Origin of the sequence: Amycolatopsis sp. CA-128772, from assembly GCF_002904295.1 — a bacterium.
Lineage (GTDB): Bacteria > Actinomycetota > Actinomycetes > Mycobacteriales > Pseudonocardiaceae > Amycolatopsis.
In genome coordinates this window covers 1-12,969 of sequence record NZ_PPHG01000094.1, presented here as the reverse complement: position 1 = coordinate 12,969, position 12,969 = coordinate 1, and the positions used below count along the sequence as shown (strand labels likewise).

General features: G+C 70.7%; 14 protein-coding genes. 4 read left to right on the top strand and 10 right to left on the bottom strand.

Annotated elements, in window-relative coordinates; translation table 11 throughout:
- Position 1: 1 nt before the first annotated feature.
- The 7 genes from C2L59_RS42080 to C2L59_RS42045 form a co-directional block, all read right to left on the bottom strand.
- Positions 2-1,681, bottom strand: coding sequence for an ABC transporter substrate-binding protein (locus tag C2L59_RS42080; protein ID WP_233223996.1), 1,680 nt, complete (start codon positions 1,679-1,681; stop codon positions 2-4).
- Positions 1,682-2,008: 327 nt separating this feature from the next.
- Positions 2,009-2,497 (bottom strand): uridine kinase, encoded by a 489-nt coding sequence (locus tag C2L59_RS42070; RefSeq protein WP_233223995.1) that lies wholly within the window; start codon positions 2,495-2,497, stop codon positions 2,009-2,011.
- Positions 2,498-2,549: 52 nt separating this feature from the next.
- Entirely contained in the window at positions 2,550-2,984 is a 435-nt protein-coding gene (locus tag C2L59_RS42065; RefSeq protein WP_103355173.1) for a DUF2304 domain-containing protein, read from the bottom strand.
- A gap of 13 nt (positions 2,985-2,997) precedes the next feature.
- Positions 2,998-3,744 (bottom strand): glycosyltransferase family 2 protein, encoded by a 747-nt coding sequence (locus tag C2L59_RS42060; RefSeq protein ID WP_255410358.1) that lies wholly within the window; start codon positions 3,742-3,744, stop codon positions 2,998-3,000.
- A gap of 23 nt (positions 3,745-3,767) precedes the next feature.
- Positions 3,768-5,747, bottom strand: coding sequence for a DUF6541 family protein (locus C2L59_RS42055; protein ID WP_103355172.1), 1,980 nt, complete (start codon positions 5,745-5,747; stop codon positions 3,768-3,770).
- A gap of 61 nt (positions 5,748-5,808) precedes the next feature.
- Entirely contained in the window at positions 5,809-7,104 is a 1,296-nt protein-coding gene (locus tag C2L59_RS42050) for a lipopolysaccharide biosynthesis protein (RefSeq protein WP_103355171.1), read from the bottom strand.
- An 8-nt stretch (positions 7,105-7,112) separates the two neighbouring features.
- Positions 7,113-8,144: a glycosyltransferase family 2 protein gene (locus C2L59_RS42045; RefSeq protein WP_103355170.1), complete on the bottom strand. Its 1,032-nt coding sequence runs from the start codon at positions 8,142-8,144 to the stop codon at positions 7,113-7,115.
- An 84-nt stretch (positions 8,145-8,228) separates the two neighbouring features.
- On the opposite strand from C2L59_RS42045, the gene C2L59_RS42040 reads away from it, so the two are divergent.
- Entirely contained in the window at positions 8,229-9,326 is a 1,098-nt protein-coding gene (locus C2L59_RS42040) for a UDP-N-acetylglucosamine 2-epimerase (RefSeq protein ID WP_103355169.1), read from the top strand.
- A 58-nt stretch (positions 9,327-9,384) separates the two neighbouring features.
- Positions 9,385-9,942, top strand: coding sequence for a glucosaminidase domain-containing protein (locus C2L59_RS42035; protein ID WP_103355168.1), 558 nt, complete (start codon positions 9,385-9,387; stop codon positions 9,940-9,942).
- On the opposite strand, the gene C2L59_RS42030 is transcribed toward C2L59_RS42035, so the two are convergent.
- From C2L59_RS42030 to C2L59_RS42020, 3 genes are read right to left on the bottom strand one after another with little or no spacing between them, the layout of a single operon-like run.
- Positions 9,899-10,372 (bottom strand): hypothetical protein, encoded by a 474-nt coding sequence (locus C2L59_RS42030; RefSeq protein ID WP_103355167.1) that lies wholly within the window; start codon positions 10,370-10,372, stop codon positions 9,899-9,901. The genes C2L59_RS42035 and C2L59_RS42030 overlap by 44 nt on opposite strands.
- Positions 10,362-10,958 carry a recombination mediator RecR gene (gene recR, locus C2L59_RS42025; protein WP_103355166.1) on the bottom strand — a complete coding sequence of 199 codons (597 nt, stop codon included), beginning with the start codon at positions 10,956-10,958 and terminating at the stop codon, positions 10,362-10,364. The genes C2L59_RS42030 and recR overlap by 11 nt, the downstream gene beginning before the upstream one ends.
- A 5-nt stretch (positions 10,959-10,963) precedes the next feature.
- Positions 10,964-11,323 carry a YbaB/EbfC family nucleoid-associated protein gene (locus C2L59_RS42020; RefSeq protein ID WP_013230627.1) on the bottom strand — a complete coding sequence of 120 codons (360 nt, stop codon included), beginning with the start codon at positions 11,321-11,323 and terminating at the stop codon, positions 10,964-10,966.
- Positions 11,324-11,401: 78 nt separating this feature from the next.
- Between C2L59_RS42020 and C2L59_RS42015 the strand changes: the two genes are divergently transcribed.
- The gene (locus C2L59_RS42015; RefSeq protein WP_199199643.1) at positions 11,402-12,256 is read left to right on the top strand and encodes an N-acetylmuramoyl-L-alanine amidase; all 855 of its coding nucleotides are present in this window, start codon (positions 11,402-11,404) and stop codon (positions 12,254-12,256) included.
- Positions 12,257-12,266: 10 nt separating this feature from the next.
- A complete protein-coding gene (locus tag C2L59_RS42010) occupies positions 12,267-12,698 on the top strand; it encodes a TIGR03618 family F420-dependent PPOX class oxidoreductase (protein WP_103355165.1) in 432 nt (143 codons plus the stop codon).
- Positions 12,699-12,969 lie beyond the last annotated feature (271 nt).

The following is a 12,969-nucleotide window of genomic DNA, read 5'->3' as shown; positions in this document are numbered from 1 at the left end:
GTCAGTTGACGGTGACGGTGTTGAACCGCTCGTCGGTCAGCGGGCTGGCGACCAGACCCTTGACCTTCGGGCCGACCACGATGGCGGGCGGGCCGTAGGAAATCGGGATGGCGGGCAGGTAGTCCATGATCTGCTTGTTGACTTCCTGGTACGCCTTGGCGTGCGCGTCGCCGGCGGGCGAAGCGTCCGCGGCGGCCAGCGCCTGGAACAGCTGCGGGTTGTCGAAGCCGAACTCCGGCTTCTTGCGGCCGAAGAAGGTGCCGACGAAGTTCCCGGCGTCGTTGTAGTCACCGGTCCAGCCGAGCAGGTGCAGGTCCTGCTTGCCGAACTTCTGCACGTCGTCCTTGTAGCCACCGTTCCACGGCTTGGCGACGGCCTCGATCTTGACGCCGATGGCCTTCAGGTCCTCGGAGATCGAGGTGAAGACGTCCGCCGGGTTCGGCATGTACGGCCGGGTGACCTCGGTCGGGTAGTAGAACTTCAGCGTCAGGTTCGTCGCGCCGGCTTCCTGGAGCAGCTGCTTGGCCTTCTCCTGGTTGTACGCGTACTTCGTGACCTCGTCGGTGTAGCCGGAGATCGTCTTGGGCACGAACTCGGTGGCCACCTCGGCACCCTCGGGCAGCTTGCTCTTGACGAACTGCTCGCGGTTGATGCCGTAGGCCAGCGCCTGGCGGACGCGGACGTCCTTCAGCTTCTCGCCGGCCGGGCCGGACTGGTTGATGCCCAGGTACAGCACGTTGAACGGCGGGCGCACCAGCACCTGCTCGCCCTCGTTGCGCAGCAGGCCGTAGTCCGCGGGCGCCGGGTAGTCGTAGCCCTGGATGTCGCCGGCCTTGAGCGCCTGCTTGCGGGCGTTCTCGTCCGGGATGACCTTGAAGATCAGCTTGTCGAGCTTGGCCGTCTGCGTCGGGGCAGCGTCGTTCTTGGACAGGGTGATCTCACCCTTGCCCTGGTCCCAGCTGTCGAACTTGAACGGGCCGGTGCCGACCGGGTGCTTGTTCGCGTACTCGCTGTAGGTGAACGAGTCACCGGACTGGGTGACCTCGTCGGCCTTGTACTGCTTGAGCGCGGTCGGGCTCTGCATCGCGAACGACGGCAGGGTGAAGGCCGCCGGGAACGCGCCCTTCGCCTTGTTCAGGTTCACGACCGCGGTCGCCGGGTCCTTGGCTTCGCAGCTCTTGTAGACCGGGTCGCCGTACTCGTCGCTCTCGTTCTTGGCGAAGCCGCCGAAGACGTCGGCGTAGTAGATCATCTGGCTCTGGGCGGCGGCGCCCTTCATGTTGAACCAGCGGTCGAAGTTGAAGCAGACCGAGGCCGCGTCGAAGGCGGTGCCGTCGGAGTACTTCACGCCCTGCTTGAGGGAGAAGGTCCAGGTCTTGCCGTCGTTGCTGGGCTCCCACTTCTCGGCCAGCGAGGGCTCGAGGTCGGCGGTGCCCGGCTTGTTCTGAATCAGCGTGTCGAAGATCTGGCGCGTGATCCGGAAGGTTTCGCCCTCGTCGTTGAAGATCGGGTCGAACAACTTCGGGTTACCGGCCGCGCCGAAGATCATGGTGCCCCCGGAACCACCCCCTGCGCCCTCTTCACGCTTGGATTCCGCACAAGCGGACAGCGAAACCGCGAGCGCGCCGGCGAGCCCGATCAGGGCCACGCGGCGTGTTCGGGTCAGCCGCAATTGCTGCATCTGGCACCCCTTGGGAGATGTTCGGGTTCAAAGTCACCGTCCGGTCGGTCAGGAACTCGACGGACGATCGGTGTGCCCAGCGACACTAGCGGGAAGTCGGCCCGGGCTTAAGTACGTGAGGTCACGATCGCGCTACGTGCGCGCCGATTTGACCGCAATGTGTCCGTCAATCGCCACACAATGTGACCGATTGAGTGCTCTGGCTGCACGCGGTGCCGGATCACTAACTCAGATGGCGGTACCGACCTTAGCCCAGTCGTGTTGGCAACACCCATTGGCTTGATCGATCCCGAGCGGGTCGCGCACGCAGCGTGACCGACCGGTGCCCTACGAAAGTCGGGTTCCGGCGGCCGCGGCGGTGCCGTCGACGGCGAACCAGCCGCGCTCGAACCGTTGCCAGCGGCCCAGTTCGGCCTCTGCGGCCACGCCGTCCCGCGCGATGGCCCTGGCCAGCCGCCCGGCCGCGGAGCCGCCCTCGACCCAGCAGAGGTGCGAAAGCAGGGATCTTGCCGAAGTGCGGCCGCTGGAGACGCCCTCCAGCACGAGGACGTCCGCCACGGTCACCCGGACGAGCTCACCCGGCCGGGGCACCCCGGTGGTCCAGTCCATCCGCCGGTACGCGCCGGGCCGGCCGGCCGCCAGGGGACGCAGGACGCCGTCGGCGAGCCGCGGCCACCACGCGACCGGGTCGTCCCACGTCGCGAAGGCGTCGGTGCTCACGAGTTCGGTACGGCACCCGCGGGCCCGGAGCCCGGCGACGACCCGGGCGGCCAGCGTGGACTTCCCCGCGCCCGACGGCCCGTCGATGGCCAGCACCCGCACCCCGCCCAGCCGCGCGGGGGCGGCGAGCAGATCTTCGATCAGCGCGTCACTTGCTGACGCGCTCGACCTCGGGAAGCCCTTTGACGTCGTCGGGAGCCGCCGTCTTCGCCTCCAGCTCGGTGATCCGGCCGGTCAGCTCGCGGCGGGTGTCTTCGAGCTCGCAGCGCAGCAGCGCGATCTCCTCGATCGACGTGCGCACCTCTTCCTCCAGGTGCCCGACCTCGGTGGACAGGTGCAGCGACACGAGCGCCAGCACAACGCCGGCGAGGAGGAAGACGAAGTTCGACGGCGTCTGCACGCCGGTGTGCTTGGCGAGGAACTCGGCCGCCTGCGGCAGCACCGCGAGGACGACCACGCCGACGGCGACGACGAGCCACACGCCCGCGTACTTCTCGCGCAGCTTCCGCCGCCGCATCATCTCGATGACGACGAAGAGCACGACGCCGGCGACGACGATGCTGAGGATGCGCCAACCGTCCATGTTCTGCTTCCCCTTACGCCGAGTCGGACGAGTCGACCGCCGGGCGGCGGCGCACCAGCGCCAGCAGCAGCGCCAGCCCGGCCCGGCTCAGGTAGACGGCCGACTTCACGGGCGAGTGGCTGGGCGTGCCGCCCGCGCGCTCCCGCATGACGACCGGGATCTCCTTGATGGTCAGCTTGGCCCGGATGGCCATGACCAGCGACTCCACGGTGTCACCGAGGTACTCCGCGGGGTAGTAGCCGGCGAAGAGCCGGATCGCGCGCGGCCCCATCGCCTTGAAGCCCGACGTGACGTCGGTGAGCTTGGTCTTCGCCAGCCGCGAGAACACGAGCGAGAGCGCGACCATGGCGTACTTGCGCGGCCCGCTCGCCTTGTACGAGCCCTTGCCGGCGAACCGCGAGCCGATCACGATGTCGGCGTCGTCCAGGCCGCGCAGCAGGGCGTCGAGCTCGTCCGGGTCGTGCTGGCCGTCCGCGTCCACCTGCACCACGACGTCGTAGCCGCGGGCGGCGGCGTACCGGAACCCGGTGCGCATGGCCCCGCCGACGCCGAGGTTCACGGCGAGCCGGGCCACTTCGGCCCCGGCCGCGCGGGCGAGCTTGGCGGTGTCGTCGGCCGAGCCGTCGTCGACGACGAGCAGATCGCCGTCCGGCAGGGCGCGTTTCACCTGCTCGATGACCGACGCGACGCTCGCCGACTCGTTGAGGGCGGGCATCACGATGAGCACCCGGCGGCTGGTCACGGAGGTCGCCGAAGACACTGACACGCGATCACTCTAGCCCTTCACTTCCCGTGACCGGCCGCGGACCCTGGGGCCGCCCCCGCCGTCACGACACCCTGCTGGCCTTCGATCTCGTACACGGACGCACCCGCGTTGCGGAACACGAGCTTGAAGCCGGGGTCGGATTCGAGGTGGTCGAGGCCGACGCCGTTCTTCGTCGTCGCCGTGACGTGACCGCTGCCGACGAAGACGTACCGGACCTTGAGGTCGGTCAGTTCCTGGCGCACCTTCGGGTACTTGTTGATGTCGTTGAGGAACACGCTGAGGTACCCGGCCGGGGTGTTCGGTTCGGCGCCGTAGAAGGTCCATTCGACCGGCTGGACGCCGTTGAGCGCGTACATCCAGACCGAGCCGTCGGCCTTTCCGTTCATCACCCGCTCGCCCGGCGCGACGTGCGCCGCGAGCCACGTGAACGCCTGGCGCTCGTCGTTGCTGACCGTCGGGCCGCCGCTGTAGTTGAGCTGCAACCGGGCGGCGTTGCGGCCGATGTAGCCGCCGCGGCTCAGGCCGCCCACGACCACGGCGAGCAGCACGACACCGATCGCGACGAGCGTCACCGGCCGGACGTTCGGCAGCCGGACGCCCGCCTTGCCGGCGAACCAGCGGGCGGCGGTGTCGGTGAACTCGCCGAACGCGACCGCGCCGGCCAGCGGGACCAGCGCGCCGATCCGCCAGTGGTCGTTGTAGAAGATGCCGGTCAGGGTGTGGATGAGCGGCGTCTCCAGCGACACGGTGAACGCGAACAGGCCGCCGAACACGGCGTAGGCCGCGACCATCCACACCATCCGCCGGTGCTTGACCAGCAGGAAGATGCCGATGATGGCGGGCACGCCGATCCACCACTGCGGGAACGCCGCCATCGGCGAGAAGGTGATCGTCTCGCCGAGGCCGCCGCTGACCGTCGCGTCCGAGGCCCAGAACGCGCTCGTCACGCCGCCCGCGTTGTAGAGCGAAGGCAGGGCCAGCGGCAGCCCGCAGACCACGGCGAGCACCACGGTCGCCGCGAGCGAGGGCGCGGAGCGGCGCCAGTCGATGCGCTCGAACTTGAACAGCACCGCGAAGAGGATGAGCAGGAAGTACACGACGACGACGAAGGCGACGCTGGTGTGCAGGCCGATCAGCCCGGCCACGGCGATCCCGATCGCCACCGGCCCGGCGAGGCCCCGCGGCCGCAGCAGCAGGCGGGCCAGCGCGAGTGCGGCCGGGATGAGCGCGACCCCGGCGACGTACGGCCACAGCGGACCGCGCCACAGCGAGTCGTACGGGAAGTTGGTGAACGACACCGAAACCGCGGCGGCCGCGGCGACCGCGAGGGCCGGCATCCGCCACACGTGGCACATCGCGGCGACACCGATGGGCACGCACAGGATGACGGTGAGCGCCGCCGTGTTCAGCGTCGGCATCATCGCCAGGCCGGCCTTGTCGAAGACCAGCGCGAGCAAGGCGTGGTAGGTGTCCGGGTAGAAGTAGTTCGTCTGCCCCGGCAGGTTCGCGATCGTGCCGACGGTCGAGGGCCGGGCGTCGCCGTGCTCGGCGATCCAGCGCACCAGGTTGGCGTGGAACGGCGCGTCCCAGCCCTGCTGGACCTGGTTGAGGCCGCGGGCGCCGCGCAGGAACGTGACGATCCCGATCAGGCTGCCGGCCAGGACGCCGGCCCCGATCAGCAGGTGTTCCCGCAGCGAGCGGGCGGACGCCGCCGCGGCGGCGTCCGCCTCGGCCCAGTCCGGGTGCCGCCGCGCGGTGAACCGCAGCACGAGGAACGACAGCCCGAAGCCGGCGGCCGAGAGCAGCAGTGTCCACAGTGCGACGTCGAGGATGTTCCAGCGGATCCCCAGCCCGCCGAGCACCGGCACGCCGAGGCTCACGACGCCGAACGTCAGGAGCGGCGCGGCCGCGGCGAGCAACCAGCCGCGGAGCCGGATCGCCGCTCCGAAGGCGAGGCCAGGCAGCCAGAAGGCGAGCACGACCAGAAGTACGTTCATGGTTTTCCGCTAACCAACCTCACCGGCGTTTCACGCCGACCTGTCCGGGGCACGGCCGGGGTCACCCTACTGGGACGTCCGAAGCGGGCCGCACGTTGCCCGGCCGTCGCAACACGAACGCCAACACGACCACCAGGCCCAGCGTCGGTCCCCCGGCCAGGCCGGCGACGGCCTTGAGGATCGGGTCGCCCGGCACCAGCAGCAGGGTCACCGCGGTCGAGACCGCGACCACCCCCCACGTCACGAGCACCTTGTTCGCCTCTTTGCGGGCCACCAGCACGGCCGTCATCAGCTGCAGCGCCGTGAGCAGCACCGCGCCCCACACCATCCACGCCACCCACCAGCCCTGGGCGACGAAATCCTTGCCATACAGCAGCGACACCAGCCAGGGCCCGATCAGCCAGCCGACCAGCGCACCGACCACGCCGAGCACGACCGTGCCGAGCGCGCCGGCCGCGAGCAGCTTCCGCAGCCGGTGCCGGCCGTCCTCGGTGCCCGAAAGCCGGACGACCGTCGGCACGGCCAGCGCCTGGAGCGGCGACAGCAGCAGCAGCGGCACGCGGGACACGGTGAGCGTCGCGAAGAGGACACCGACGCCCGCTTCGGACCCGCCGGGCGCGAGCAGGCTCACCATGGCCGGGTAGCCGGTGATGACGCTGGCGGTGAGGCCCGCACCGGCCATCAGCACCAGGATCCGGCCGGTCACCGGGCCCCAGCCCTCGCCATCGGCGTGCGGGTCGACCAGGCCGGCGGCCGGGCGGACGAACAGCAGCCAGGCGAACGAGCCGGTCGCGGCGGCGATCGCGAACGACGTCAGGCCGGTGAGGCCGGCGGCGGCGATGCCGGACAGCACGAGCACGCGGACCGCCGCCTCGGCGACGACCAGCCCCGAGTACGGCTTGATCCGCTGCTGCCCGACGAGCAGGCCGCGGGCGGCGAACTGGCAGGCGAACGAGACCGCGCCGCAGAGCACGATGACGCCGAGGGCGGTGTGCCCGGCGTAGAGCCGGTCGGACAGCACCGGCACGACCAGCGTCAGCGCGGCGATCACGGCGACGGTCACCGCGCCGACGGTGAGCGACCGCAGCGCGGGCTTGCCCGCCTTGCCGCCGTCGAGCGCGGCCACCGCGGACTGGCGGGACAACTCCTGCTCGAGCGGGGACAGCGCGCTGCCGAGGCCCATCAGGATGCCCCAGAACGAGAGGTAGACCTTGCTGTTCTCCGGCCCGAGCCAGCGGGTGGCGACCAGCGTCAGCACGTACCCGAGGGCGATGGCGACCAGCAGCGAGATGCCGATCTTCCCGGCCGAGCGCCCGGTCTCCTTCGCCAGGCTGCGCCCGTCCGCTTCCTCGGTCATCGGCGAGCTCATCGGCCCCGCTCGCCCCGCCGCCGGCGGGCACGCAGCGCCATCACCAGGCCACGGACGGCCCCTGCGCCGAAGCCGGCGCCGAACACCGGGGCCAGCTTGGCGACGGCCTTGGCCTCCGCGGTCGTCGCGCCGAAGCGGGTCACGGCCACGCCGGCCGCGGCGGATCCGGCGGCGGCGAGCGCCACCGCCGTCTTCGGCCGCTTGGCCGCCACGGCGAGGCCGAGCACGCCGACGCCGAACGCGGCGAACAGGCCGTTGCGGGCCGGGCCGGGCGAGCCGAGGTAGGAGTCCACGAAGGTCGTCCCGCGGAAGTACGACTGGGCGACGAACTTCCTGAAGCTGTCGCGCCCGTGGTAGGTCGCGGAGAACTCCGGGGCCAGGTGGATGCGGTGCCGTTCGGCGATCCAGCGCAGGACGCCGGTGTCGTCGCTGGCGAAGCGGACGTCGTCGAACAGCGAAACGAAAGCGTCGGAAGCCGCTTCGAGCACGGCGCGCGGCGCGGAAAAGAATCCGGTGCCCTTCGGGAACAGGTCGAACTCCTCGATGCCGAAGGACATCAGGCGCGGGTTCGCGCAGTACCGGCGCCACGGGATCTTCACCAGGCCGGCCATGAAACCGGCGTACGGGTTGTGCTCCGAAGCGACGTTGACGTGGCCGTTCCAGACCGTCCGTTCCGGGTGCCCGGCCAGCTGGTCGCGCAGGAACGCCAGCGACCCGGTGTCCACGACCACGCGGCTGTCCAGCAGCAGGATCTGCTCGCCGGCGGCCTTGGCGATACCCGCCCGCCGGGCCTCGAACCGGCCCGAGTTGGCCTGGCTGACGACCGTGATGCCGCGGCGTTCGCGCAGGTCGTCGAGCCGCGACGGGGTCTCGTCGGTGCTGCCGTCGTCGACCACCACCACCTCGATCGGCCAGCTCGCGGCCGAGGCCGAGGCGAGCAGCGCGCCGACACTGCGTTCGATCCAGTCCTGCTCGTTGTAGACCGGGATCACGACGCTGAGCGAGGGGAGGAGCGGGTTCGCACTCACCGGGCCGAGGCTACCCGGCGGCCCCCGTAGCGGGTCGGCCAGTATCCTTACGCCACCGCTCCCGACCAGGAATGGGCTTCTCTGGTGATTTCCTTCATTCTCGGCACCACGGCGGAACTGATCAAGATCGCGCCGGTCTACCACGGGATCCGCGAGCGCGGGATGCGGCCGAAGATCTGGTTCACCGCCCAGCACGTCGACGAGGTCGCGGACGTCCTCGCGGACCTCGACATGCCGGCGCCGGACGTCTGGCTGGTGCCGGAGGACAAGGCGCACAACCTCGAGTCGCCGGCGCAGGTGCCGGGCTGGGCCGCGCAGGTGCTGCGCACCGCGTGGGGCCGCCGCCACGAGCTGCGCGCCGCGCTGACCGAGGACGGCCGGCCGCCGCTGGTGCTGGTGCACGGCGACACGTTCACCACGCCGTACGGCTCGCTGATCGGGAAGCGGATCCTCAAGGCCCGGGTCGGGCACGTCGAGGCGGGCGCGCGGTCGGGCAGCATCCTGTCGCCGCTGCCGGAGGAGCTGAACCGCAAGATCGCGGCGAAGATCGTCGACATCCACTTCGCGCCGAGCATCCGCGAGGTGAACAACCTGCGGCACGCCCGCGGCGTGGTCGTCGACACCGAGGCGAACACGGCGATCGACGCGATGCGGCTGGCCATCAACCAACCGCTGGACGTGCCGAACCTGCCGGAGAAGTTCGGCCTGGCCACGCTGCACCGCTTCGAGCTGGTTTCGCGCCCGGACAAGTACCGCGAGGCGCTGGAGATCCTGCGCGAGCAGAGCCGGCAGATGCCGATCCTGTACATGGCCGGGGCGCCGGAGCGCGAGAAGATCCGCTCGCTGGGCATCGGCAACATCTTCGACGACCAGTTCATCGTCCAGCCGAAGATGCGGTACCTGAAGTTCCTGCCGCTGGTGGCGCGCGCCGAGTACGTCGTCACCGATTCGGGTGGTCTTTCGGCGGAGTGCTACTACCTCGGCCTGCCCTGCGCGGTGCACCGCGAGCGCACGGAGACCCCGCAGCACCTCGGCGAGACGGTGGTGCTGACCGAGATGCGCGGCGACAAGCTGCAGAACTTCCTCGACACGTACCAGAACCGGCGCGGCGAGTCCTGGATGGACAAGTACCACCCGTCCGAGATCGTCGTCGACACGCTGGCGCAGCTCGGCTACTGCTGACGTCCTTCGTCCGGGTGACCTGCGGTTTCTCCGCGGGTCAGCCGGGCAAAGTGTCGCCATGATCCACATCGGACTGGCGGCGTTGCTGGTGGTGGTCCCGCCGCCCATCGACCAGGGTTCGGTCCGGCAGGCGGCGCTCGGCTCCGGCTTTCAGGAGGCGTACGTCGGCACGGCCGGCCCGATCGCGCGCACGATCCACGCGGAGTACGCCGTCCCGGCGTCGGTGACGGTGGCGCAGTCGATCCTGGAGTCGAACTGGGGCCGCAGCAAACTGTCCACGGCCGAGCGCAACTACTTCGGCTTCAAGTGCGTGACGCCGACGAGCCCGGGGCCCATCGCGCTGAAGTGCGCGCAGTACCCGACAACGGAGTGTATTCCGGCCCCGTGCCACCCGGCGGACGCGTATTTCCGCTCGTACGCCTCGATCGACGACTCGTTCCGCGACTACGGCCGGCTGCTGACGACGTCGCCGAACTACGCGGCGGCACTGCCGGTGCGCACGGACCCCGACGCGTTCATCCGGGCGGTGGCGAAGAAGTACGCCACCGACCCGGAGTACGCGAACAAGGTGATCAGGTTGATGAACCTGTACGACCTGCGACGCTTCGACCGGTGAGCTCGAACAGCTTCGCGAAGAACTCCGCCGCACCCACCTCGAGCGCGGAGAGCAGCTTCTCCTCGCCGGTGACCGCGGTCTCGCGGTACGGCTCGCCGGCCACGGTGATCCTGATCAGCCCCGGCGGGACCGGCTCGAGCGTGATGTGCGCGGACTGGTCGGGGAACCGCACCTTGGCGTGCCCGGTTTCCCGGTAGCCGGCCACGAGGTCGGCCACCGCTCCCCACAGCAGCTCGATGTCCGACACCCAGTCCGGCCCGAGCAACGTGACCGGCCCGATGGTCAGCTCGATCGCGCCGAGCAGGTCGCCCCCACGCCGGACCGGGGGCAGCTCGGCGCACTCCCGGATGTCGGCGAACTCCGCTTCCCGTCGCCGCTCGAAGGACAGGAACGTCCGGACCGGCTCGACCGGCAGGCCGTCAAAGGACACGGCGTCCGGAGAGCGCGCGGCCCAGCGTGAGCTCGTCCGCGAACTCCAGGTCGCCGCCCATCGGCAGGCCCGACGCCAGGCGCGTCACGCTCAACCCCGGGAAGTCCCGCAGCATGCGGACCAGGTACGTCGCCGTCGCTTCGCCCTCGGTGTTGGGGTCGGTGGCGATGATGATCTCCGTGATGTCCGCCTCGCCGATGCGCTTGAGCAGCTCGCGCATCCGCAGCTGCTCCGGGCCGATGCCCGAGAGCGGGTCGAGCGCGCCGCCCAGGACGTGGTAGCGGCCCTTGAACTCGCGCGTGCGCTCGACCGCCAGGACGTCCTTCGGCTCCTCGACCACGCAGATCACCGTGAGGTCGCGGCGCTCGTCGCGGCAGATGCGGCACTTCGGGTGCTCGGAGACGTTGCCGCAGATCTCGCAGAACTGCACGCCTTCCTTGACCTTGCCGAGGACGTCCTGCAGCCGCGAGATGTCGGCCGGGTCCGCGGCCAGCAGGTGGAACGCGATCCGCTGGGCGCTCTTCGGCCCGACCCCGGGCAGGCGCCCGAGCTCGTCGATCAGGTCCTGGACGACACCTTCGTACAAGTTCGTCAGCCGCCGAAGCCGAGGCTGCCGAGGTCCGGCATGCCGCCACCGCCGCCGAGCCCGCCGGCCAGCGGGCCGAGCTTCTGCTCGGTGAGCTTCTGCGCGCTCGCCGAGGCGTCGCGGACCGCCGCGACGATCAGGTCGGACAGCGTCTCGACGTCGTCCGGGTCGACCACCTTCGGGTCGATCTGCAGGCTCTTCAGCTGGCTGTCACCGGAGACGGTCGCGGTGACCAGTCCGCCGCCGGCCGTGCCGGTGACCTCGGTGTTGGCCAGTTCTTCCTGGGCCTCGACGAGCTTCTGCTGCATCTGCTGCGCCTGCTGCATCAGCTGGGAAAGGTCGAAGCCGCCGCCGGGTTGGGCCATGATCGCACTCGGTCCTCTCTGCACGCCTGTGTCCCCACCAGGGTAGTCGCGCCACGCGAAGTGCCGGGCTGTGGCACCGTGGTCGCCGTGCGACGCGCGATTGTCCCCCTGCTGCTGGCCGGTGCCCTGCTGCTCACCGGCTGCTCCGACGACGCCCCGGCGGCGGTCCCCGCGACCACGCTCCCGCCCACGTCGGCGGCCGTGACGTCGTCCTTGCCTTCGCCTTCGCCTTCGCCGTCTTCGCCGTCCTCGGTTCCGCCTTCGTCGTCGGCGCCCGCGACTTCGGGCAAGGTCGTCGTCCTGGACCCCGGGCACAACGGCGGGAACGCGGCCCACCCGGCGGAGATCAACCGGCCGGTGCCCGCCGGGCGCGGGCAGACCAAGCCGTGCAACACGACGGGCACCGCGACCAACGCCGGCTACCCCGAGCACGCCTTCACGTTCGACGTCGCCCAGCGGGTCGGGAAAGCGTTGGCGGACAAGGGGATCCGCGTTGTCTACACGCGACAGAACGACACCGGCGTCGGCCCCTGCGTCGACCGCCGGGCGGCGATCGGCAACGAGGCGGACGCCGACGCGGTCGTCTCCGTCCACGCCGACGGTTCGGAAGCGGCGGGGGCGACCGGCTTCCACGTCGCGTACTCGTCGCCGGCCTTGAACGCGGCGCAGGGAGCGCCCTCGACGCAGCTGGCGCGGACGTTGCGCGACACGCTGCGCACGAGCGGCTTCACGACGGCGAACTACATCGGCACCGAGGGGCTGTCGGCCCGCGCGGACCTGGCGGGGCTGAACCTGTCGACGCGCCCGGCAGCCCTGGTGGAGTGCGGCAACATGCGCAACGCGACCGAGGCGGCCCGCATGACGAGCGCGGACGGCCGCCAGCGCTACGCGGCGGCGATCGTCGCCGCGATCGAGGCGTACCTGGCCCTCTAACCTCGGAACCATGGAACTTCCCGAGAGCTGCCACCGCCTGTTCGAGCGCCCGTTCAACGCGGTACTGACGACGGTCAACCCGGACGGCTCGCCGCAGACGTCGATGGTCTGGGCCAGCCGCGAGGGCGACGAGATCGTGATGGGCATGGAGGGCCACCGCCCCAAGGTCCGCAACATCCGCAACGACCCGCGCGTGACGGTCCTGATCGAGGACCACGACGGCCACGACGCCCGCGGCCTGCCGCAGTACCTGCTGGTCCGCGGCACCGCCCGGGTGGAGGGGCCGGACATCGCGCAGGAGTTCACGGCGTTGATGGACCGCCAGGCGCGGCGCTACCTGGAGGCGGAAAGGTACGAGCTGGGCAACCAGGGCTCACCGACGGCGGTGATTGTCCGGGTGACAGCCGACCGGGTGACCGGCAACGGCCCCTGGGTCTCCTGACCGTCGCCTCGCACACCCCGACGGTCGACTCGGGTACCTAGCGGGTCGGCTCGCGCACCTGGACGGCCGGCTCGCGCACCTGGACGGCCGGCTCGCGCACCTGGACGGCCGGCTCGCGCACCGGAAGGGTCGGGTCGCCTGCCGGGGAGCGGCTCAGCGAGCCGACCGGCTGGGTACGCGAGCCGACTGTCTGGGTACGCCGACCGACCGGCTGGGTACGCGAGCCGGCCGTCTGGGTCAGTCGAGGGGGCGGGCGCCGAGGTGCTCGGAG